The following is a 252-nucleotide window of genomic DNA, read 5'->3' as shown; positions in this document are numbered from 1 at the left end:
ATGGTGACCCGTACGGGATTCGAACCCGTGTTACCGCCGTGAAAGGGCGGTGTCTTAACCACTTGACCAACGGGCCATGTTCTGGCGGAGAAGGAGGGATTTGAACCCTCGCGCCGCTTACGCGACCTACACCCTTAGCAGGGGCGCCTCTTCAGCCACTTGAGTACTTCCCCATAAAAATGGCTCCACAGGTAGGACTCGAACCTACGACCGATCGGTTAACAGCCGATTGCTCTACCACTGAGCTACTGT

The 252-nt window shown here is 56.3% G+C and carries 2 tRNA genes; both read right to left on the bottom strand.

Going from position 1 to position 252, the window contains the following annotated elements:
• Position 1: 1 nt before the first annotated feature.
• Positions 2 to 76, bottom strand: a tRNA-Glu gene (locus tag UFB30_RS16585).
• Positions 77 to 82: 6 nt separating this feature from the next.
• A tRNA-Ser gene (locus UFB30_RS16580) sits at positions 83 to 173 on the bottom strand.
• Positions 174 to 252 lie beyond the last annotated feature (79 nt).

Source organism: Jeotgalibacillus haloalkalitolerans (assembly GCF_034427455.1).
GTDB classification, from domain to species: domain Bacteria; phylum Bacillota; class Bacilli; order Bacillales; family Jeotgalibacillaceae; genus Jeotgalibacillus; species Jeotgalibacillus haloalkalitolerans.
Note: the sequence above shows the minus strand (reverse complement) of the source record. Positions and strands in the feature narration are given on the sequence as shown.